Source organism: Streptomyces sp. P9-A2, assembly GCF_036634175.1.
GTDB classification, from domain to species: Bacteria; Actinomycetota; Actinomycetes; order Streptomycetales; family Streptomycetaceae; genus Streptomyces; species Streptomyces pratens.
In genome coordinates this window covers 8,132,408-8,151,046 of sequence record NZ_JAZIFX010000001.1, presented here as the reverse complement: position 1 = coordinate 8,151,046, position 18,639 = coordinate 8,132,408, and the positions used below count along the sequence as shown (strand labels likewise).

At 71.4% G+C, this 18,639-nt stretch carries 16 protein-coding genes and 2 pseudogenes; 13 read left to right on the top strand and 5 right to left on the bottom strand.

Annotated features, from left to right (window positions below):
- The first annotated feature begins 73 nt into the window (after positions 1-73).
- The 5 genes from V4Y04_RS36545 to V4Y04_RS36525 all read left to right on the top strand — a co-directional run bounded on the left by V4Y04_RS36545 (position 74) and on the right by V4Y04_RS36525 (position 5,135).
- Positions 74-376: a hypothetical protein gene (locus V4Y04_RS36545; RefSeq protein ID WP_332432559.1), complete on the top strand. Its 303-nt coding sequence runs from the start codon at positions 74-76 to the stop codon at positions 374-376.
- Positions 377-619: 243 nt separating this feature from the next.
- Positions 620-3,388 (top strand): cation-translocating P-type ATPase, encoded by a 2,769-nt coding sequence (locus tag V4Y04_RS36540; protein WP_332432558.1) that lies wholly within the window; start codon positions 620-622, stop codon positions 3,386-3,388.
- 101 nt (positions 3,389-3,489) lie between these two features.
- Positions 3,490-4,320: an IS5 family transposase gene (locus V4Y04_RS36535; RefSeq protein ID WP_332431122.1), complete on the top strand. Its 831-nt coding sequence runs from the start codon at positions 3,490-3,492 to the stop codon at positions 4,318-4,320.
- Positions 4,317-4,739 carry a hypothetical protein gene (locus V4Y04_RS36530; protein WP_332432557.1) on the top strand — a complete coding sequence of 141 codons (423 nt, stop codon included), beginning with the start codon at positions 4,317-4,319 and terminating at the stop codon, positions 4,737-4,739. The genes V4Y04_RS36535 and V4Y04_RS36530 overlap by 4 nt, the downstream gene beginning before the upstream one ends.
- Before the next feature lie 237 nt (positions 4,740-4,976).
- A complete protein-coding gene (locus V4Y04_RS36525; protein ID WP_332432555.1) occupies positions 4,977-5,135 on the top strand; it encodes a hypothetical protein in 159 nt (52 codons plus the stop codon).
- A gap of 127 nt (positions 5,136-5,262) precedes the next feature.
- On the opposite strand, the gene V4Y04_RS36520 is transcribed toward V4Y04_RS36525, so the two are convergent.
- Positions 5,263-6,438, bottom strand: coding sequence for an acyltransferase family protein (locus V4Y04_RS36520; RefSeq protein WP_332432554.1), 1,176 nt, complete (start codon positions 6,436-6,438; stop codon positions 5,263-5,265).
- 356 nt (positions 6,439-6,794) lie between these two features.
- Here V4Y04_RS36520 and V4Y04_RS36515 point away from each other — a divergent pair, with 356 nt between their 5' ends.
- From V4Y04_RS36515 to V4Y04_RS36505, 3 genes are all read left to right on the top strand, one after another.
- Complete coding sequence (locus V4Y04_RS36515) at positions 6,795-7,790, top strand: sporulation protein (protein ID WP_332432553.1); 996 nt, start codon at positions 6,795-6,797, stop codon at positions 7,788-7,790.
- Between the two features lie 235 nt (positions 7,791-8,025).
- On the top strand, positions 8,026-8,292 hold the full coding sequence (locus V4Y04_RS36510; protein WP_332432552.1) for a GlsB/YeaQ/YmgE family stress response membrane protein: 267 nt from the start codon (positions 8,026-8,028) through the stop codon (positions 8,290-8,292).
- 73 nt (positions 8,293-8,365) lie between these two features.
- Positions 8,366-8,941 (top strand): TerD family protein, encoded by a 576-nt coding sequence (locus V4Y04_RS36505; RefSeq protein ID WP_055596828.1) that lies wholly within the window; start codon positions 8,366-8,368, stop codon positions 8,939-8,941.
- A gap of 115 nt (positions 8,942-9,056) precedes the next feature.
- Here the strand turns inward: V4Y04_RS36505 and V4Y04_RS36500 are convergent.
- The 3 genes and pseudogenes from V4Y04_RS36500 to V4Y04_RS36490 all read right to left on the bottom strand — a co-directional run.
- Positions 9,057-9,290, bottom strand: a pseudogene (locus tag V4Y04_RS36500) (acyl-CoA dehydrogenase family protein); the annotation flags it as partial.
- 84 nt (positions 9,291-9,374) lie between these two features.
- Positions 9,375-10,154 (bottom strand): class I SAM-dependent DNA methyltransferase, encoded by a 780-nt coding sequence (locus V4Y04_RS36495; RefSeq protein WP_332432551.1) that lies wholly within the window; start codon positions 10,152-10,154, stop codon positions 9,375-9,377.
- 4 nt (positions 10,155-10,158) lie between these two features.
- Positions 10,159-11,235 (bottom strand): helix-turn-helix transcriptional regulator, encoded by a 1,077-nt coding sequence (locus tag V4Y04_RS36490; protein WP_332432550.1) that lies wholly within the window; start codon positions 11,233-11,235, stop codon positions 10,159-10,161.
- Between the two features lie 164 nt (positions 11,236-11,399).
- Here V4Y04_RS36490 and V4Y04_RS36485 point away from each other — a divergent pair, with 164 nt between their 5' ends.
- The 3 genes and pseudogenes from V4Y04_RS36485 to V4Y04_RS36470 all read left to right on the top strand — a co-directional run.
- Complete coding sequence (locus V4Y04_RS36485; protein ID WP_332433140.1) at positions 11,400-11,969, top strand: DinB family protein; 570 nt, start codon at positions 11,400-11,402, stop codon at positions 11,967-11,969.
- A gap of 158 nt (positions 11,970-12,127) precedes the next feature.
- The gene (locus tag V4Y04_RS36480; RefSeq protein ID WP_332432549.1) at positions 12,128-13,264 is read left to right on the top strand and encodes a winged helix DNA-binding domain-containing protein; all 1,137 of its coding nucleotides are present in this window, start codon (positions 12,128-12,130) and stop codon (positions 13,262-13,264) included.
- Positions 13,265-13,355: 91 nt separating this feature from the next.
- Positions 13,356-14,140: pseudogene (locus V4Y04_RS36470) on the top strand (enoyl-CoA hydratase/isomerase family protein); the annotation flags it as partial.
- A gap of 129 nt (positions 14,141-14,269) precedes the next feature.
- Here V4Y04_RS36470 and V4Y04_RS36465 read toward each other — a convergent pair.
- Positions 14,270-14,677, bottom strand: a complete 408-nt coding sequence (locus V4Y04_RS36465) for a RidA family protein (RefSeq protein ID WP_332433139.1) — start codon at positions 14,675-14,677, stop codon at positions 14,270-14,272.
- Positions 14,678-14,887: 210 nt separating this feature from the next.
- Here V4Y04_RS36465 and V4Y04_RS36460 point away from each other — a divergent pair, with 210 nt between their 5' ends.
- Together V4Y04_RS36460 and V4Y04_RS36455 are read left to right on the top strand one after the other, a co-directional pair.
- Positions 14,888-15,910, top strand: a complete 1,023-nt coding sequence (locus V4Y04_RS36460) for an endonuclease/exonuclease/phosphatase family protein (protein ID WP_332432548.1) — start codon at positions 14,888-14,890, stop codon at positions 15,908-15,910.
- 71 nt (positions 15,911-15,981) lie between these two features.
- Positions 15,982-18,627, top strand: a complete 2,646-nt coding sequence (locus V4Y04_RS36455) for a SpoIIE family protein phosphatase (protein ID WP_332432547.1) — start codon at positions 15,982-15,984, stop codon at positions 18,625-18,627.
- Positions 18,628-18,639 lie beyond the last annotated feature (12 nt).

Genomic DNA, 18,639 nt, shown 5'->3' with positions numbered 1-18,639 from the left:
GCGTGGTCGAGGACCCCGCGCGGCTTGCGCGCGAATGCCTCGGGCTGCCCGGCACCACCCACTTCTGACGTCGTTGCTGACGTCCGGTGCCACGGTGTTCCTCGACGGCGGCGAGGTCCGTGCTCCGGGTGATCCGGTGCACGGCGACCGGCGGGTCGTTCGCAGTCTGCCGGCCCTGCCGGCTCCGCGTCCGCGAACCGTCGTGCACGCCCACGCCGTCGACGGACGGATCGGCCTCGTGGTGCGCCACTGCGGGGAGGTCGCCACCGTCATCGGCCTCGACGTCTCCGGCCGTCACGTCGTACGGGTGTGGGTCACTCTCGGCCCGGACGAACTCCGGCCCTGGAACCGGCCCGATTCCCGCACACGCCTCTGATCCAGGGCATGGCCGGGGTGTTCTCCCGGTCCGTGGAGTGGGTGAGGCTGCCGAGTGGCGCGGGCGGCGCAGCGTGGCGGTGGCTTCGGCGACCGGCTCCGCTTCGTCGTCCGGTACGGGGAACGAACACACCGGACGGGCCGGTCGGGGGCCGGGCCGGGCAACTTCCCTGTCCTCGGGCCGGCCTCCGGATTCCTCCTGCACGCGCATGCCCGGTCACGTCACCGCGTGCAGAATGGAGCAATGTTGCCTTCCGATGATTCCGCCGCACCACCGCCCTGGCATGCGCTGCCCGCAGCTGACGCGACGGGCCGGCTCGACGTCGACCCCGGTGCGGGGCTTTCGTCGGACGAAGCCGCCCGGCGGCTGGCGGAGCACGGGCCGAACCAGTTGGACGAGGCTCCGCGTGAGCCCCGGTGGCGGGCCTTCCTCCGGCAGTTCCAGGATCTGCTGATCATCATTCTGTTGGTGGCCGCAGTGGTCAGCCTGGTGGTGTCCCAGGAGTGGGAGACCCCGATCGCGATCGCGGTGGTGGTGCTGCTCAACGCGACGATCGGGTTTGTGCAGGAGTCCCGCGCCGAGGCGGCACTGGACGCCCTGCGGGAGATGACGGTCACTCATGCCACGGTCCGCCGCGACGGCCGCCTGAGGGAACTGGCCGCCAGTGAACTGGTCCCCGGGGACGTGGTCACCCTGGCACCGGGCGACCGGGTGCCCGCGGACGGACGGCTGCTGACGTCGGCTTCCCTGGAGGTGCAGGAGTCCGTCCTGACCGGTGAGGCACAGGCCGTCTCCAAGGACGCGGATGCCGAGGTCGCGGTGGACGCCCCGCTGGCCGACCGGGTGACGGCGGTGTTCATGAACACCGCCGTCACGCGCGGCCGTGGCGAGGTCACGGTCACCGCCACCGGTATGAGCACCGAGACCGGCCGCATCGCCGACATGCTGCACTCGGCCAAGCCCGGGCCGACGCCGCTGCAGCGTCAGATCGACACGCTCAGCCGTACTCTCGCCCTGATCGCCGGGCTGGTCATCGCCCTGGTGTTCGTCCTGGGCCTGGTGCGCGGGCAGGACTTCGACGACCTGTTCATCAGTGCCGTGTCACTGGCGGTGGCGGCCATCCCCGAGGGTCTGCCCGCGGTGGTCGCGTTCACCCTCGCGATGGGCACGGGCCGGATGGCCAAGAAGGGGGCGATCGTCAAGAAGCTGGCGTCGGTCGAGACTCTCGGCAGCACCACCCAGATCTGCACGGACAAGACCGGCACGCTGACGCTGAACCAGATGACGGCGCGGGAGATGCTGCTGGCCGGCCGCCGGCTCACGCTCTCCGGCGAGGGCTACTCCTCCGAGGGGCGGATCCGCACCACCGACGGACAGCCTCTGCCGCAGATCCTGGACCACGCGCTGACCGCTGCGGCCCTGTGCACCGATGCCGTGATCCGCGACGGTGAGGTCGTGGGTGACCCGACCGAGGGCGCCCTGGTCGTCCTGGCCGAGAAGGGCGGCATCGATGTGACCGGGCTGCGGCAGGAACGGCCGCGGCGGCTGGAGATCCCCTTCGACTCCGACTACAAGTTCATGGCCACCTTCCACGACTGGACGGACGACTCCGGGCGCGCGGTGATCCGGTGCTTCGTCAAGGGCGCCCCCGACGTCCTCGCGGACCGCGCGGACCGCCTCGCCGGCGATGAGGGAACCGTGCCGTTCGACGACGCGGCCCGCCGTCGCTTCGAGGAGGGCAACGCCTCGCTGGCCGAGCAGGGCATGCGGGTGATGGCGCTGGGCACGGAGGACTTCCCCGCCGACGGCTTCGAAGTTCCCGAGGACCCCAAGGATCTCCTCGACCGGATCGTGCTGACGGCCATGGTGGGCATCGTCGATCCGCCCCGTCCGGAGGCGCGCACGGCGATCGCCGAGTGCATCGACGCCGGAATCCGGGTCCGCATGATCACCGGTGACCACGCGGTGACCGCCGGCGCCATCGCCCGTGAGCTCGGTATCCCCGGAGCCGCCGTGACGGGCACCGAGCTGGACCGTATCGACGACGACACCGCCCTGGCCGACCGGCTGGACGAGGTGGGCGTCGTCGCCCGCGTGTCCCCCGAGCACAAGATCCGTATCGTCCGGGCGCTGCAGGACCGCGGGGATGTCGTCGCGATGACCGGTGACGGTGTCAACGACGCCCCCGCGCTGCGCAAGGCCGACATCGGGGTGGCGATGGGTGTCACCGGGACGGAGGTCACCAAGGAGGCCGGCACGATGGTGCTGACCGACGACAACTTCGCCACCATCGTGTCCGCGGTCCGTGAAGGCCGTGGCATCTACGGCAACATCGTGAAGTTCACCCGGTTCCAGGTCTCCACCGCCCTGGGTTTCGTGGCCACCTTCCTCATCGCCTCACTGACCGGTCTGGCCGGCGGGGCGCCGTTCACCGCTCTGCAGATCCTGTTCGTCAACCTGGTCATGGACGGCCCGCCGGCCATGTCCCTGGGCGTCGACCCGGTCGACCCGGACGCGATGAAGCGCCCGCCGCGTGCCGCCGGCGAACACATCCTCAGCAGGCAGCGTCTCACCCGGATCCTGCTGGCGAGCGCGGTGATGGCGGCAGGCACGCTGGCGGTGCTGGTCTGGGCTCCGGGCCCGGAGGCGGAACTGGGAGAGGCGACCGTCGCGGGCACGATGGCCTTCGTCACCTTCGTGTTCTTCCAGGTCTTCAACCTGCTCAACGTGCGGCACGACACCCGCAGCGTGTTCAGCCGTGAAACGCTGCAGAACACCTCCGCGTTCGTCGCCACGGCGGCCGTGATCGCCCTGCTCGTCGTCATCGTCGAGACCGACGCGCTGCACGGCTTCTTCACCACCATCGACCTCACCCCCGGTCAGTGGCTGGTGTGCGCTGCCGTCGGCTCGACGATCCTGTGGACCGGCGAGGTGCTCAAGACCGTGCTGCGCGCCCGTGCCCGCCGCACACGCGTCACCGGCTCGCAGCCGAGGTCCCGGCAGGCGGTATGAGAGTGCGGGATGTGACCTTCCGTCCGGCTTGTCATCGCTCGATGGTGTGACGTTGGGGCATCGCTGCCGGTCGGACGTTCGAGGTTCGCTTGGGTTGCGGCATGGACATGCGCAAGCCGTATCCGAGTGATCTCACCGACGAGCAGTGGGCGTTGGCCGAGCCGGTGATCACGGCATGGAAGGCCCAGCACCCCTCGGTCAGCGGTCACCAGGGCAAATACGCGATGCGGGAGATCGTGAACGCGATCCTGTACCAGAACCGCACCGGCTGCCAGTGGGAGTTCCTGCCCCACGACATGCCTCCGCCCGGCGCGGTGAAGTACTACTTCTACCTCTGGCGCGACGACGGCACCGACCAGACCGTGCACGACCTGCTGCGGTGGCATCTGCGGGAGAAGAAGAAGCGATTAGCCGACCCGAGCCTGATCGTCATGGACACCCAGAGCATCCACGTCTCCGTCGGGGTGCCGGCCACCACGACCGGCAGGGATGCCGCGAAACGGGTGCCGGGCAGGAAGAGATGCCTGGCCGTGGACACTTTGGGCCTGGTCGTCGAGGCCGTCGTGCTGCCGGCGTCCGCGCACGACAACGCCGCGGGCACCGCCTTGCTGGACGGCGTGGCCGCACAGACCGACAGGGTCGAAAAAGCCCTGGTCGACCAGGGGTTCAAGAAGACCGTGGTCGATCACGGCAAGCGGTACGGCATCGACGTGGAGATAGTCGAGCGCAACCCGGCCGACACCGGCTTCGTCCCGCAGGCCAAGCGGTGGATCATCGAGCAGACCAACGGGATCTTGATGTTCTACCGCCGTCTCGTGCGCGACTACGAGCACCGGCCCGCCAGCTCCCGCTCCCGGGTGTTCTGGGCGATGACCTCCGTCATGGCCCGCCGCCTCACCGGATCCACCCTCGCCTCCCGGAGGACAGCGTGAGCGACAACCCGCAGATCAGGGCCGTCCTGGAGTACGTCGAGGCCCGTGAGGCCGAACTCGGCGAGCAGGCTGGAGAGATTCGCTCCCGCATTGAGGACCTCACCGCCCGGCTGGGCGAACTCGACGCGGAGAGCGAGAACTTGCGCATCACCCGCAAGACCCTCCTCGACATCCCCGCACCGGCCCCCGCCGACGAACCGGCCCGACCCGACGTCCCGGACCACCCGGCCTACCAGCAGATCCTCACCGCCTTCGCCGACACCGGAAAGCCGCTGCGAGCCCGCGACCTCTGCCAGGCCCTCGACCTGCCCATCGTCCCGAAGAACACCGAAGGCATCCGGTCCAAGCTGAAACGCCTGGTCACACGGGGCATTCTCACCGAACCCGAGCCCGGCCTGTTCGCTCAGCCCCGTCCCTGACCGTCCACTCGCCCCGCCGACCAGGGCTCCTCACCCAGACCCAACCCCGAAACGGACATCAGCTCACATCCCGCACTCTGACGGCGGTGCGCCGGGCGGACCCGACCGGGCGGGCAGGCAGGGCGGGCAGTCGGACACAACAGGTGGGCGGAGCAGGGCGGACGGGCCAGGCTGTCCGCCCTGCTCCGCCTTCTGCGTTCCCACGGTCATCGGGGTCTACGGCCTCTCGACGAGCTCGTGAAGACCTATGAGGTCGGAGCGATCAACGAGGCCTTCGCCGACTCGGCCGACAGGCCGACGGGCCGACGGGCCGACGGGCCGACGGGCCGACGGGCCGACGGGCCGACGGGCCGACGGGCCGACGGGCCGACGATCAAGCCGGTCGTCGTCTTCTGACGGCCCAGTTCGATCCCGCGGTCATCAGCGGAGTACCCGGGAGGGGCGTACGAACCCGCGAAAGCGGGGTTCGTACGCCCCTCGGGCGTTGGCGGGACTCATGCGGGGCAGGTGTCGGTACCCGCGCCTATTTCGACGCCGCTACCGACGCAGGCGCCTGTGCCTGCGCCGGTGCCTGCGCCTGCCGTCGGAAGGCCCAGTCCATCCTCGGCTCGAACGCGGCGCGGAAGATCCGCCGCACCGGTGCGGTGCACAGGGCGGTCACGACCACCGCCGCGATCACGGTGACGGCGATCTTGCCGAGCGGGGTGTGGAACCAGTCGTTGTGGGACCAGTTCCAGTGGCCGGCGGCCTGGATGAAGAAGCCGTGCAGCAGGTACCCGTACAGCGTGCCGGCGCCCAGCGCGGTGAACCACGTACGGCGGCGCGGGACGAGGGCCACGAAGGCGGCGACGAGGACCGTCGAACAGCCGAAGACCGCCAGTGTCATGACCGGCCCGTACCAGGCGGGCGCCGCGAGATCCTCGGCACTGGACTTGTGGAAGAACCAGGCGTAGTTCATCCGTGTCACGGCCCAGTGGGCCACGATCAGCGCGCCCGCGAACACCGGCACGGCCAGGATGCGCACCTCCCGACGGCGCACCCTCTCGAAGTGCTTCTTCTTCAGTGAGAGACCGAGCACGAAGTACGGCAGGAACTGCAGGGTGCGGTGGAGGTCGAGGTCCTTGCCGATGGACGGGGCGAGGGTGGCCAGTGCCGCGATGGCCAGCGCGATGGGCAACGGCCACCGCAGGGCCCGCCAGATCGGGGTGGTCAGCCGCCAGATGAACAGAGCGGCCAGGAACCACGTCAGGTACAGGGGGTCCAGCAGGCTGATCGGGCGGTCCGGTTCACTGTCGCTCCACCGGGTGAAGAGGGTGTACGCCACCTCGAAGACGACGTACGGCACGGCGACGCCGGTGATCAGGCGCTTGATCTTCCCCGGGCTCCAGTCGAAGCTGCGCGAGAAGTAGCCGGAGATGATGATGAACGCCGGCATGTGGAAGGCGTAGACCAGTGTGTAGAGGGCCGTGACGGTGCGGCTCTCGCTGCGCAGTGGTTCCCACGCGTGGCCGACCGCCACCAGCACGATGGCCAGGTACTTGGCGTTGTCGAAGAGCGCGTCCCGCGGCTTCGCCGACCGGGTCTCCCCACCGGCCCTGTCGTCGTCCGGTGCGGTACCGGTGCGGGTCTTCTCCTGGTTCGGTCTCGGCGACGGCCCGTCCGTCTCCCCGGGGCTGCGCGAAGGCAGCGTTTCGTTCACGATTCCTTCCTTCGGGAACCCAGACAGAGCAGAACACCTCTTACGGAAGTTGCGTAAGTGACACGAGAGCAACGATCTGTGAAACCGTAGCCGCGGCCGACGTCCGGGTAAACCCGAACCCGTGGACGGGTGACCCTCGCGATCGTGTGCGGTGGCGGTGCGGGAGGTCCCGTGCCCGCCGACGGCGCGGGCGCCCACTTTCGGCCATTCCCGCCGGGTCGACACCGAGTGCACGCTTGCCCTGACATCGCCGATCTATGCTTCTACATGCCTGTAGAAGGCCTGTGCCGTGCGTCCGCGGGGATGTGCGGCACTGCTCTTACGGAACACTCGCACGTGAAGGAGTGGACGCCGCGATGGTGTTCAAACGACTGCTCGGCTCGCTCGGCGTGGGCGGCCCCACGGTCGACACGGTCCTCGACCCCGGTGCGGCCCGGCCCGGAGCCGCACTGACCGGACAGGTCCACCTCAAGGGCGGTGACGCCGACTTCGACATCGAGCACATCACGCTGGAGCTGGTGGCCCGAATCGAGGCCGAGTACGAGGAGGGGGAGAGCGAGGGCGTCATCGCCTTCGAACGGTTCACCGTGGGCGGCGGCTTCCGGCTCGGCGCCGGCGAACCGCTGAGCGTTCCGTTCACCGTGGTGCTGCCCTGGGAGACCCCCGTCACCGAGCTCCACGGTCAGGGTCTGGGCATCGTCCTGGGCGTGCGGACCGAGCTCGCCGTGGCGGGCGCCAAGGACAAGGGCGACCTGGACCGGCTGAACGTCGGGCCGCTGCCGGCGCAGGAAGCGATCCTCGAGGCGTTCGGCGGGCTCGGGTTCGCCTTCCGGTCCGCCGATCTCGAGTACGGCCGTATCGGCGGAACCGGCCAGCAGCTGCCCTTCTACCAGGAGATCGAGCTGACCCCGGGGGCGCGGTACGCCCACCGGATCACCGAGATCGAGGTGACGTTCCTCGCCGGTCCCGGCGGCATGGAGGTCGTGCTGGAGGCGGACAAGCGCGGCGGGCTCCTCTCCTCCGGCCACGACGCGGTGAACCGGTTCACGGTCTCCCACGACGGTGTCGAGCACCAGGACTGGAACGCGATCGTCGACGAGTGGCTGGGCCGGCTCGTGGAGCACCGGGCCTCGTACGGCACGCACGGCGATCACGGGTACACCGGTCATCACGGGTACGACGAGCACCACCATGACGGGCAGCGCTCCGGCCCCGGCATGGGGACGGTCGTCGCGGCGGGCGCGGCCGGACTGGCCGTGGGGGTCGTCGGCGGTATGGTCGCGGCCGAAGTCGTCGACGAGGTCGGGGACTTCTTCGAAGGCGAAGAGGAAGAGGCGGAGGACGAAGGCTGACCGCGCAGGAGCGGGCCGGGCACGCCCTGCACTCGGCCTGCACTCGGCCCGCCCCACCTCGTCCGCCGTGGCCATGGGCACCGGCGGGTGCCTTCCGGGACTTCTCGTCGTACGGCACCCCCACCCCTCAGCTTCTACAGAATTGTAGAGGTTAGGCTTGCCCTGCACGGACGCCCGCTGCGCCGCACCGTCGGCACAGCGGGCGCGGCACGGCGACACGACTGGGAGGGGCGTCATGGGCGTCATCGCATGGCTGGTGCTGGGACTGCTCGCAGGGGCGGTGGCCAAGGCCATCCTGCCCGGGCGCGACCCGGGCGGGCTCATCGGTACGACGGTCATCGGCGTCGCGGGGGCCTTCCTGGGCGGCTGGCTGTCGTCGCAGTTCCTGGACCGGCCGGTGCAGCGGGAGTTCTTCGACGCCGCCACCTGGGGCTCGGCGATCGTGGGCGCGCTCGTCCTGCTCATCGCCTACCGCGTCCTCTTCGGCAACTCACGCAACTGAGCACCCGGCCTGGAACGTCCTGAGCATCGCAAACGTTCAACAACCACCGAGAACGACCGAGAAGGAGTACGAAGTGGGAGTTTCCCTTTCCAAGGGCGGCAACGTCTCTCTCAGCAAGGAGGCCCCGGGCCTGACCGCGGTCGTGATCGGCCTCGGCTGGGACGTACGCACCACCACCGGCACCGACTACGACCTCGACGCCTCCGCCCTGCTGCTCAACACCTCCGGCAGGGTGCCGTCCGACCAGCACTTCGTCTTCTACAACAACCTGAAGAGCCCGGACGGTTCGGTGGAGCACACCGGGGACAACCTCACCGGTGAGGGCGAGGGCGACGACGAGTCCGTCAAGGTGAACCTCGCCGGTGTGCCCGCCGACGTCGACAAGATCGTCTTCCCGGTCTCGATCCATGACGCGGAGAACCGCGGCCAGAGCTTCGGCCAGGTCCGCAACGCCTTCATCCGGGTCGTCAACCAGGCGAACAACCAGGAGATCGCCCGCTACGACCTCTCCGAGGACGCCTCCACCGAGACCGCCATGGTCTTCGGCGAGCTCTACCGCAACGGCGCCGAGTGGAAGTTCCGCGCCGTCGGCCAGGGGTACGCCTCCGGGCTCGCCGGAATCGCCGCCGACTTCGGCGTCGGGGTCTGACACCGACCGGACCAGTCGCCGGGCCGGCTCCTCCGCGGCCGGACCGGCGCCGGTCCGGCCGCTCGCACTCCCAGGCGTCGAAACCGCCGCGCTCGACGGGCCGGCCGGCGATCACATTGCGCCGGATCTCGTTGGCTCCCTCCCCCATGATCGGCGAATTCCAGGGGGCGTCGCGGAAGTGGCGTTCGACGCCGAACTGGGTCGAGCAGCCGTAACCACCGTGGGCGCGCACGGCGTTGAGGGCGATCGCCATGGCGGTCGGAGACGAACGGCTTGGCCATGACGGCCACGTATCGCCGGTCCAGCACGTCCTGGCCCTCGTGGTCGTCCCGGCCGCTTCCCGCCGTATCTCTGCGAACGGGGGACCGCAGGCGGACGAGGCCGCCGTTCGGCGGCGGCTCCGGCCGTTCCACCGTGATGTCGCCGCGCGGGACTATCTCCCGGGCGCGGTCGGGGGCTCGGCCGGGTACACGGGCACGGGCCGCATGCGGTAGACCGAGACGTGGGAGCGCGACTCGGCCGTGAAGGGGGCGCCGGTCCAGTCCGCGTGCCTGGTCTCCAGGTCGAAGCCGGCCAGCTGAGCCATGAGGTCGAGTTCGGCCGGCCAGATGTAGCGGTGCGGGGTGCGGTCCAGCCGCGCCGTCCGGGTCCCGTCGAACCGGAAGTGGTGCGACACCACCTGCTGGTGCAGCACGTCGTAGGTGTCCAGGAGGATGTAGCCGGGTTCGGACCGCATGACCGTGGCCGCCTGGCCCGGTGGGAGCCTGCGCAGCTCCGGTACCCAGAGTTCGATCACGAACCGGCCGCCGGGGACGAGGTGCCGGGCCGCGTTGCGGAAGCACTCGACCTGATCGGCCTGGGTGAGCAGGTTGGCGATCGTGTTGTAGACGAGGTAGACGAGGTGGTACTCCCCCGGCGCGACGGTGGTCGCCATGTCACCGATGACCACCGGTACCGTCGCCTCGTCCACCTTGGTGCGCAGTCGCTCCAGCATCGGGCTCGACAGTTCGATGCCGGTGACGGGAACACCTCGCTCGGCGAGGGGCACCGCCACCCTGCCGGTCCCGATGGCGAACTCGAGCGCCGCTCCGCCCCCGGCGAGCCGGGCGAGCCGGTCCACGGCCGGTCCCAGGATCTCGGGCGCGAACATGCCGGTCCCGGGCGTGTCGTAGCGTTGTGCGGCGTCGGCGTCCCAGATGTCCCGCTGCTCCATGCTGTCAACGTTCACCGAATACCGGAGGGTTGTCCATCGGATTTCGGGGGGTGGTGGGTCCGCCGTGCGGTGCGGGGGTCGCGGGGGCGGCAGTCGCGGCGGCGGTTGTGTATCGGCGGCCCAAGTGGGCGAAGGCCGCCTTGAGTTCGGGCGGGCCGACGACCTCGATGCCGGCGTCGAAGAGGCCGACGGTGGCGGCGAGACCCGGCCATGACCACGCGCCCAGGGTGAGCCGGCAACGGTCCGGGCCGAGTTCCTCGACGACTCCGTCCCGGGCGTAGCGGGACACCTCGGCGGCGGGCAGATCGAGGATCACCTCACCGCGGCAGGGCCACTCCCCCGAGCCGTCGGAGCCCCGGAACCTGGCGGCGACGAAGCGGGACACCTCGCCTCCGGGCAGTTCGCGTGGGGTGAAGCGAGGGCCCGTCGGGGTGCGTGGGGTGATCCGGTCCGCCCGGAAGGTGCGCCAGTCCTCGCGGTCCAGGTCCCAGGCGACGAGGTACCAGCGTCCGCCCCGGGTGACCAGGTGGTGCGGCTCCGTCCGGCGGGGCGGGGGCCCCGCCGGGTCCTGTGCCACGGTTTCGGGCGGGAAGGCCGGGGTGTAGTCGAAGCGCAGTACCTCACGGGCGTGGACCGCGTCGCTGAGCGTCATGAGCACACCGCTGTCGACCTGAGGGCCAGGGCGGGCTCCCGGCCGTTCGACGGCGGTGACCTGGAGGGTGTCGACGCGATGGCGCAGCCGGGCCGGCATCACCTGGCGGACGGTGTTCAACGCGCGTACCGCGGCCTCCTCGATGCCGACGCCGGTGGTGGCGGCGATCCGGAGCGCGACCGCGAGGGCGACGGCCTGCTCGTCGTCGAACAGCAGCGGCGGGAGGTCCGTACCGGCGCCGAGCCGGTAGCCGCCGTCGGGGCCCTTGACGGCCACGATGGGGTAGCCGAGCTCGCGCAGCCGGTCGACGTCACGGCGCACCGTGCGTGGGCTGACGTTCAGCCGCTCGGCCAGCAGCGCCCCCGGCCAGTCCCGGCGCGCCTGGAGCAGGGAGAGCAGTGCCAGCAGTCGCGCTGATGTCTTCGGCATGGCGTCCATGGTGCCTCGAGTGGAGGACACATCCTGACCTCTACGGCTGTCACGGTGGTCCCGTACCGCACGACGACAAGCACGACCCGGAAGGCTTACCCACCATGAGCACCATCACGACGGGCACCACCACCGCGGCCGACGCCGGCACCGCCGCCACGACCATGAGCACTCCCCGGTCCGCCACCGACGAGGAGCGGGCCGATCTGCTCGCCTCACTCGCGTCCGCCCGCTCCGCCCTGACCACCACGACGCGCGGGCTGAGCGACGAGCAGGCGGGTGAGCGGCCCACGGTCGGCGCGCTGTGCCTGGGCGGGCTGGTCAAACACGTCGCGTCCATCGAGGAGGGTTGGATGCGTTTCGTTCTCGAGGGACCCTCGGCGATGCGCCACGACCTGCCCGACGGTGTCACCTGGGCCGACCTCGCGGCCGGTACCGCCCGCGAGATCCCGCAGTGGGCGATCGACCACCGCGACGCCTTCCGGATGCTGCCCGGCGAAACCCTGGCCGGGATCGTCACGCGCTACGAGCGGGTCGCCGCCCGGAGTGAGGAGATCATCGCCTCCGTGCCCGATCTGTCGGCGGCGCACCCGCTGCCCGAGGCGCCGTGGAACGAGCCGGGAGCGGTACGCAGCGTGCGCCGGGTGCTGACGCACCTCATCGCGGAGACGTCCCAGCACGCCGGGCACGCGGACATCCTGCGCGAGACGCTGGACGGGCGGACGTCGAGTTGACGGATGACGGGCGGGCCGGGGCCGCTCCCTCGTCGGGTCCGGCTCCCCCCTTCGCGCGGCCTGACTCTTGTACGGATCTCTTGTACGGAATCGAAGGAAGTCGAAAGGAGCGGTGTCATCGTGACGCATCAGGCGTCGGCGCGCTGCGAGGTCGTCCAGTGACCGTGCTGGACGTCCGGGCGCTCAACCGTGCGACGCTCGCCCGGCAGTTGTTGCTCGACCGCGCCGATGTCCCGGCGTTCGACGCCGTGGCACACCTCGGGGGTCTGCAGGCGCAGGAACCGCAGGAACCGTTCGTCGGGCTCTGGTCGCGGCTGCGGGGGTTCGAGGCGTCGGAGCTGTCGGGTCTGCTGACGGGGCGGCGGGTGGTGCGGGCCCATCTGATGCGCCGGACGGTGCATCTCGTCACGGCCGACGACCTGCTGGCCTGGCGCTCCCGGCACGAGGCCATGCTGCGCCAGCGGGTCCTCGGCGTCTACCGCCGTGAGCTCACCGGGGTTGATCTCAATGAACTGGAGTCGGCAGGAAGGGAGTTGATGTCCGACGAGGAGCCGCGTTCGATGGGTGTCCTGGCGCGGGAGCTCGCCGGGCGCTGGCCGGAGCCTGGGCCGCGCGCGCTGGGAGAGATGCTGCTCGCCGCTCTGATCCCGGTGGTGCAGCTGCCTCCGCGCGGGCTGTGGCGGACGAAGGGCGGGGTGCGCAACGCCCTGGTCACCTCGTGGCTTGGCCGTGACGTCGACCCGCTCCCCGCGGACGGCTCGGACCCGGTGGGCCGGGCGCTGGTACGGCGTTATCTGACGGCGTACGGCCCCGCGGCCACGGCCGATCTGCGCGCATGGTCCGGCCTGGCCGGGCTGCCGGCCGCGGTCGCCGCGATGCGCGGGGAAATGGTGTCGTTCCGCGACGAGCGGGGCCGGGAGTTGCTGGACCTGCCCGGCCTGCCGCGCCCCGACGCCGCGACGCCGGCCCCGGTGCGGTTCCTGCCCGCGTTCGACAACGCGATCCTCGGTTACCACGACCGCGGGCGCGTCATCGACGACGCGCACCGCGGTCTGTCGGTCACCGGCGCCCGGGTGGTGCTGGTCGACGGGCGGGCAGCCGCGGTCTGGGGATTCGAGGACGGCGCCGTGGTGGTCACCCCACTGCGCCGCTTCTCCCGGGCCGACCGGGCCGCCGTGGCCGAGGAGGGCAGCGCTCTCGCGTCGTTCCTCTCCGACCGGGACAGTGACCGCGTACGGTTCGACGCGTCCTGCTCGCCCGGCTCGAGGCACGTGAGCTCCTCACCCAGCTGCTGAAACAATTCCCCACCTTGCGGCCCTCCGCTCCCCCTTCGTACGACACCTCCCGTGTCGTCTTCCGCCGCATCACCTCCCTGAAAGCGACCGTATGAACACCCCGCTCCTGTCCGACGATCCCGACGATCCCGACGACCGGACACTGAAGACTCTGCGCACCCGCAGGCGGGGCCCTGTCCTCACAGTGGGGTTGAACGTTCCCGAGCAGGGCAACGTCGTCGGCGAGACCATGCTGGACGACCTGCTCTCCGTACTCGACGACCAGGACCCCTCGGTCCGCGTTCTGTGCTGACCGCCGCCGGGCAGGACTTCTGCCTCGGCGGGGACCGCGACGAGTTCGCCGGACACCTCACCCAGGACGCCACCGGCAACGGCATCCGTGTCTCCGGCGTCAAGGGCCGGCGGGTGTGCGACGCGCTGACGTCCCACCCCGCCGTCACCATCGCACGCGTCCAGGGCAGGGCCATCGGGGCCGGATTCGCCCTCGCCCTCTCCTGCGACCTGCGGGTGGGTGCCGACACGGCGACCTTCCGGCTGCCCGAACTCGCCCTCGGTCTGCCCACGATGTGGGGCGGCCTGCTGCCACGGCTGGTCAGTGAGGCCGGCGCCGCGTCCGTGCGCGAGATCATCCTCACCGGGCGCCCTCTCGCCGCCCAGGAGGCCCTCGGCCTGTCGCTCCTGCAGCGGGTCGTGCCCGAGGACGCGCTCGACGCCGCGGTCGACGAGTGGACCAGACCACTCCTGCGGCGCTCGTTGCCTGCCGTGCGGGTCACCAAGACCCTGCTGAACTCCCTGACCGCCTCGACCCGTCTCGCTGATACGTCGGTCCTGGACCCCGAGCCGATGGCGGCGGTCGCCAGCGAAGTGCACCATATGCGCACGACCCGCCGAATCTGCTCTGCGCAGCGTCACCAGTCCATCGGCCCCTGGAACACGCCGGCTTCCGGGGGCCGTTACTGTTCCCGCCGCCCTGGGCGGATCTCGGCCGAGGCCCGCGCCGGCACCTCAGTCGAGCACCGCGACGGCCTCGATCTCGACCAGGTGGTCGGGGACGTCCAGTGCCTGTACGCCCACCAGCGTGGCCGGAGCCGCCGGGACGGTCCCCAGCTGCTGAGCGGCGCGGGTGACGCCTTCCATGAACTGCGCCATCTTGTCGGGGGTCCAGTCGACGACGTAGGCCGTCAGTTTCGCGGCGTCGGCGAAGGTGGCACCCGCCGCGGCCAGGGCGGTGGCGACGTTGAGGTAGCACCGCTCCACCTGGGCGGCGAGGTCGCCCGCGCCGACCGTGACGCCGTCGGCGTCCCATGCGACCTGTCCGGCGATGAAGACCGTCCTGGAACCGGACGCGATCGCCACCTGCCGGTAGACGTCGATCTGGGGAAGTCCTTCGGGGTTGACCAGGGTGATGGCCATGCTGCCTGCCTCCTTGTGCGGTGAGCCCGCGGGCTCACTGCCGCCGGACCGGTGACGGCCCGGGCGGCCGTGGTCACCTGTGGTTACTCGGAAACCGTAAGAGAGTGGCCGCTGACATGGAAGAACGCACTTTTTGGTGACTGGGGAACCTGAAGGTGACCCAGGTACGGAAACCGTGTCACGCGGGAGCGCGTCCTGGAGAGAAGGATCATGTGGGCGGGGCGGCGGGACGGCGGGGAGGAACGGGTGGGCGGCGGACGGTGGGGCGCGCGCGGTGGGTCGGCCTGGACCCGGGGGCAGGCGATCGCGGCGGCCGCTGCGCTGACGGCGGGGCTGCTGGTGTTCCACCGTGCGGTGCCCAACTCCGTGGGCCGGGCGGGCAGTCTGCTGGAGTCGTTCCTGCCCTGGCTGGGACTGGTGGTCGTCGTGCTGTTCGCGGCGGCGCTGCTGCGGCGTTCGGCGACCGCGCTGCTGGCCCTGCTGCTGCCGGTGACCGCCTGGACGTATCTCTTCGGCGGGCTGTTCCTGCCCGAACCGCGGGCCGGGGCGCGGGATCTGGTGGTGGTGCAGCACAACGTCAGTGACGAGAACACCGACCCGGCGGGTACCGCCCGCACCCTGGCCGACGCCGGCCCCGACCTCATCGCGCTGGAGGAGCTGGTGCCGGCGGCGCTGCCGGTCTACCGGCGGACACTCGCCCCGCGCTACCCGTACCACGAGGTCCGGGGTACCGTCGGTCTCTGGTCGAGGCATCCGCTCACCGATGCCCGGCTGCTGGACATCAAGCCCCGGGGGATCACGGAGCCGTGGAGCCGCGGGCTGCGGGCCGTGGTCAGCGGCCCGCACGGGGACATCGCGGTGTACGTCGCGCACCTGCCCTCGATCCGGGTCGGGCCGGGTGGCCTCGCCTCGGCCCACCGGGACGAGAGCGCCCGGCTGCTGGGGCGGGCCCTCTCCGCCGAGGAGCTGGAGACGGTGATCCTGCTGGGCGACCTCAACGGCACCGTCGACGACCGCGGCCTGGCCCCGCTGACCTCCCGGATGAACGTGGCGGAACGCGGCTTCGCCCTCAGTTTCCCCGCCAGGCTTCCCCTGACCCGCATCGACCAGGTGATGGCCCGCTCGGCCGCCGTCCGCCACATCCGCACCCTGTCCGCCACCGGCAGCGACCATCTGCCGGTCGCCGCGCGGATCACCCTCGGCCGAAGCGCCCGGCCGGAGCGGCGGGCCTGACGGCGGGCCCGCCGCGCGGCGGGCGGGTGAGCGTACACGCGGCGGCGGGGGCCGTGGGGCAGACTGAGTCCATGGGCGAACTCGATGCCCCCGGGGCGCCGTCACGGCGGTTCCCTCCGGAGCCGAAGAGCGTGGCGGAGGCTCGGCGGTTCGTGCGGGCCACGCTCGACGAGGCCGCACCGGAGACGCTGGACACCGCTCAGCTCCTGGTCAGCGAGCTGGTGACGAATGCGGTGCTGCACGCACGCACCGAGATCGAGGTGACGGCCCGGGCCGGTGACGGCGGGATCCTGGTGCGGGTGAGCGATCGGCGGCCGGAGCGCGGGCTCGTGCCGTACGGGAGTCCCGCGTACACCGGTACGGGGCAGGGGCTGGCGCTGGTCGAGCGGCTGGCGTCCCGGTACGGCGTCGGCACGGGCGACGCGGTCAAGACGGTGTGGTTCGAGCTGTGGCCCGAGGGATCGCCGGCGCCGCCTCCGTCGGACGGGTGGGCGACCGCCGCCCCCCGCTGTGGACAGGGCGAGACCGTGACACTCCTCGATGTACCGGAGGCGCTCTGCCTGACCTGCACCCAGCACCGGCACACGCTGCTGAACGAGGCCGTCCTGGCCCTGGCCTCCGGGGACGTCCCCGGCGTGACGGCGGAGGACCTCGCGGTCGCCCTGGACATGAACGACGTGATCAGCGCGAGTGTGACGGCCACGCTGCGCCGACAACACGCCGAGGCGGAGTTCAGGTCCCTGCCCCTGTGGGTGCCGTCGGGCGCCGGACCTCCGATGGAGACCTTGCGCGCGGTTCTCGACGTGGCCGAGGAGGCCGCCCGTGACGAGCGTCTTCTGACGCTGCCGGCGCTTCCGCGCGGCCACGGCTTCCAGGAGTGGCTGTTCGACCAGATCGGCGACCAGCTCGCCGGGGAACGCCCCACGGCGTGGACGGTGATGCCCCGGGAACCGGGGGCCGGTGCCTCGGAGCCGGTGCTGTGGGACGCCGGTCAGGTGCGGGCCAGCAGGGTCGCGACGATCGCCGCCGACGAGTCGAACCGGATCATCGCGGTCAACGGACCGGCGGCGGACCTGCTCGGCTGGCCCGCGGACGAGCTCGTCGGGCAGCCGCTCACCGCGCTCATCCCGGAGCATCTCCGCAGGCGCCACACGGTGGCGTTCACGTCCCTGCTGCTCAGCGGGCAGCCCCGGATCCTGGGCCGGTCGCTGCCGCTCCCCGCGTTGCACCGCGACGGTGGGCTGGTCCCCGTCCGGCTGTTCGTCGAGAGCCAGGAGACCGCCGACGGCCGCACCGTGTTCGTGGCCCAGTTGTCCCCGAGGGGATCCGCGCCGTCGCCCTCGCCCCGTCCGTCCGGTCAGGTCCGGCCAGGGGCCACGCTGGAGGCGGGAGGCGCCCCCTGGTCCGCCCTCCCCGGACGGGACCGGAGAACGGGTGTGGGCCGGGCCGACGGCACGTCCGAACTGGAACGGCTTTCCCTGCTGGCCGATACGGGGGCCGCGCTGAGCACCCTTCCGGACCTGAACGAGGGCCTGCGGCGGGTGGGCCGGATCCTGACCCGATGGCTGGCCGACTGGTGCCTGGTGGACCTGTTCACGACGCAGGACGAGGTGGAGCGGGTCTGTGTCATGCACCGTGCGCCCCAGGGGCCGTGGCCCGAGGAGTACGAGGGCCGGCTTCCGCCGCTGTCCGAGACCGCCCGGGGGCCGCTCGCCCGCGTGCTGCGCGGGGCGGGGCCCCTGCTGTTGCGCGAGCCCTTGCCGCAGGGCCGGGCCGCGAGCCCGCTGGACGCCCACTACGGGGAGCTGTTCCGGAAACTGGGTGCGAACAGCGCGGTGGTCGCCCCGCTCCGGTCGCCCCGGGAGGTCATCGGCGCGCTCACGATCGCCCGGAAGGGGCGGGGAAGGCCGTTCACCGAGGAGGACCTGCCGCTGGTCGACGAGCTGGTGCGCGCGATCGCCCTTCGGGTGGACAACGCCCGCCTCCACCAGGAGACGCGGAAGATCGCCGAACGCCTCCAGCGCTCGCTCCTGCCGGCGCTGCCCGAGATCCCGGGTCTCCAGCTGGCCGCCCGCTACGCGGCCTCCTCCGCCACGGCCGAGGTCGGCGGCGACTGGTACGACTGCTTCGTCCTGCCCGACGGGGACACGGCGCTGGTCATCGGTGACGTCGCCGGGCACGACCTCGACGCGGCCATCGCCATGAGCCAGCTGCGCAGCATGCTGCGCGGGATCGCCGTGGACCGTCAGGAGCCGCCGGGGGAGGTTCTGCGCCGCCTGGACATCGCGAACCACACCCTGTATGAGGAGGCCACCGCGACCTGCGTCTACGGCCTGTTCAAGGAACTCGGGAACGGTCTTTGGGAGCTCGCCCACTCCGCCGCGGGCCATCTGCCGCCGCTGCTCGTCAGCCCGGACGGCCGCACCCGCTACCTGGAGGACGGGGCGGGGCTGTTGCTCGGCGTGGCCCCCGACCTGGTCCGCCCCCAGGCCTGCGACGCGATCCCGGCCGACTCGACCGTGCTGCTGTACACCGACGGCCTCATCGAGCGCCGGGGCGAGTCCCTGGACCATGCCATGGACCGGCTCCGCAGGCACGCCGCCGGGCTGGCCCGCGAACCCCTCGGTGTGTTCTGCGACGAGCTGCTCATCGGCCTGGCCGCCGGCAGCGACGACGACATCGCGGTCCTCGCGGTCCGCCCCGGGTCCTTGCCCTGACGGCTCGTGCGG